The sequence below is a fragment of the Streptomyces sp. NRRL B-24572 genome (genome assembly GCF_002156145.1).
Lineage (GTDB): Bacteria > Actinomycetota > Actinomycetes > Streptomycetales > Streptomycetaceae > Streptomyces > Streptomyces vietnamensis.
In genome coordinates, this window is sequence record NZ_MWIG01000711.1 from 1 (window position 1) to 2,123 (window position 2,123).

Here is a 2,123-nt window from a genome sequence, read left to right on the forward strand (position 1 = left end):
CGCCGGGCTCCGGCGCGGGTGTGGATCAGTGATCTGACGAACTCCCCGGTGGGTTCGCTGGTGCGGATCACGAAGCTCGGCCGCCGGGTGGAGCGGGACTTCGCGGAGGTCGGCGAGGGGGCGGGGCTGCGGGACTTCGTGGGCCGTTCGTTCCGCGGCTGGCACCGTCACATCACGCTGGCCTCGGCGGCCCACGCGGCGACGGTCATGGCCGGCGGCTGGGACGCGGCGTACGACACGGGCTACGCCTCGGGCCGCTCGGCGAGCTGACGGCTACGGCCCCGGCTGTCGGGCGCCCGGGTCCGTCGTCGCGCGGCCGCGGGTCAGGACCTCCCGGGTGCGCTGGAGGCGCAGCGCCAGCTGGACCTCCAGGACCTGGCCGGGCTTCTGCCATTCGGGGCCGAGGAGTTCGCCGATCCGTTCCAGGCGGCGGGAGACCGTGTTGGGGTGGACGTGGAGCGCCTCGGCCGCGTTCGTGGGGCTGCCGCCGGAGGCGAAGTACGCCTCCAGGGTGTGGGTGAGGTCGGTGAACCGCTCGGCGTCGTAGTCCAGTACGGGTCCGATCGCCGCCTCGACGAAGCCGTCGACGTCGTTGTCGTCGGAGAGCAGCAGCCCGAGGAAGCCCAGGTCCTGCACGGAGGCGGCGGAGCCGGTGCCGCCGAGGGCGCTCATCGCGTCCAGGCAGCGGTGGGCCTCCTGGTGGATCCGCCCGATGCCGTCCGGGCTCTGGGCGGGCCCTGCGGCGGCGACGGAGACGGGGTGCCCGAGCAGCGGGGACAGTTCGGCGGCGACGGCCTTGGCGGCGGCCGAGGCGTCGATGCCGGGGAGCAGCAGCACGATGCAGCCGCCCTGCACGGTCTTCAGGCCGGAGAGGCGGTACGCGTACGAGGACGCCCACACCACCGCCCTGCCCTGCTCGCCGCCCTCGGGCCGGGCGATCACGAGGACGTGCGGCCGGCGCAGGTCGACGCCGAGGCGGCGGGCGCGCTGGGCGATCTGCTGCGGGGCGTGCGGCGGGTCGGCGATGAGGTCGTCGAGGAGCTCGTCGCGGACGGGTCCTTCGGCGACGGCGGTGGAGCGGCGCATCAGGAGGAGGAAGGCGACGGTCTGCGCGGCGAGTTCGAGGAGGCGTTCGTCCTCGCCGGTGAGTCCGCCGGCGGCGCGGATGACGAGGCCGCCGAGGTCCTCGGAGCCCGCGATGACCGGCGCGACCCAGGTGTCGTCGTCGGCGAGGACGGGGCGGCGCCGGGCGTGGGCGTCGAGGGAGGCCTTGGCGACGGCCTCCTCGTCGAGGCCGGGGATGTCTCCGGCGGTGGCGAGGGTGCGGCCGCCGGGGTCGCGGATCAGCACGGTCGCGTCGAGGGCGTCGGCGGCCGCCTTGGCGACGTTGCACAGGTCGCCGCCGGCGAGGACGAGGTTCATGATGCGGCCGTGGGCCTCGCTGACGTGCCGCATCCGGGTGAGCCGGGTGCGTACCCGGGCGCTGTCCCGTTCCAGTTCGGAGACCTCGGCGCGGGTGCGGTCGAGGAGGCCGGCCTTCTCGACGGCGAGGGCGGCGAGGTCGGCGAGTGCGGCGAGGAGCCCGATCTCCTCGGCCGTGTGGTGCCGGACGCGCCGGTCCGCGCCGTGGAGGGCGCCGATGACGGTGTCCCCGCTGCGCAGCGGGGCGGCCACGATCGCGTGGAGTCCCTCGGCGCGCAGGGCGGATTCGGCGGCCTCGTCGAAGTCGGGGGCGTGGACGCCGGCGTCGAGGGAGCCGGAGGGGGCGAAGCGTTCGTCGGCGAGGTAGTCGGCGGTCCAGACGGGCTCGCCGTGGAGCTGGACGGCGCCGCCGAGCCCGTACCCCTCGGCGATCCGGAGTCCGGGGGCGAGGCGTGGTCCGGGGCCCGGCGCGGTGCGGGTGCCTTCGGTGGTGTGGACGTAGCAGGCGCCGTGCGGGCCGCGCAGGGTCACGTACGCGAGGTCGAGGTCGAGGAGCCGGCGGGCGCGGCGGGTGATGACGCGCAGCAGGCTGTCGAGGTCGTAGGAGAGGGTGAGGTCGCGGGCGGTGTCGCCGAGGGTGGCGAGTCCGGCCTCGCGGCGGGCGTCGCGGGCGCGTGCGGTGTGGACCTCGCCGGCGAGGT

The 2,123-nt window shown here is 75.8% G+C and carries 1 protein-coding gene and 1 pseudogene; one reads left to right on the top strand and one right to left on the bottom strand.

Going from position 1 to position 2,123, the window contains the following annotated elements:
• Positions 1-270 (top strand): annotated as a pseudogene (locus CCN56_RS34190) (transposase); the annotation flags it as partial.
• Between the two features lie 3 nt (positions 271-273).
• Here the strand turns inward: CCN56_RS34190 and CCN56_RS34195 are convergent.
• Positions 274-2,123 (bottom strand): helix-turn-helix domain-containing protein (locus CCN56_RS34195; RefSeq protein WP_086831709.1); only part of this gene is annotated, 1,850 nt, incomplete at its 5' end.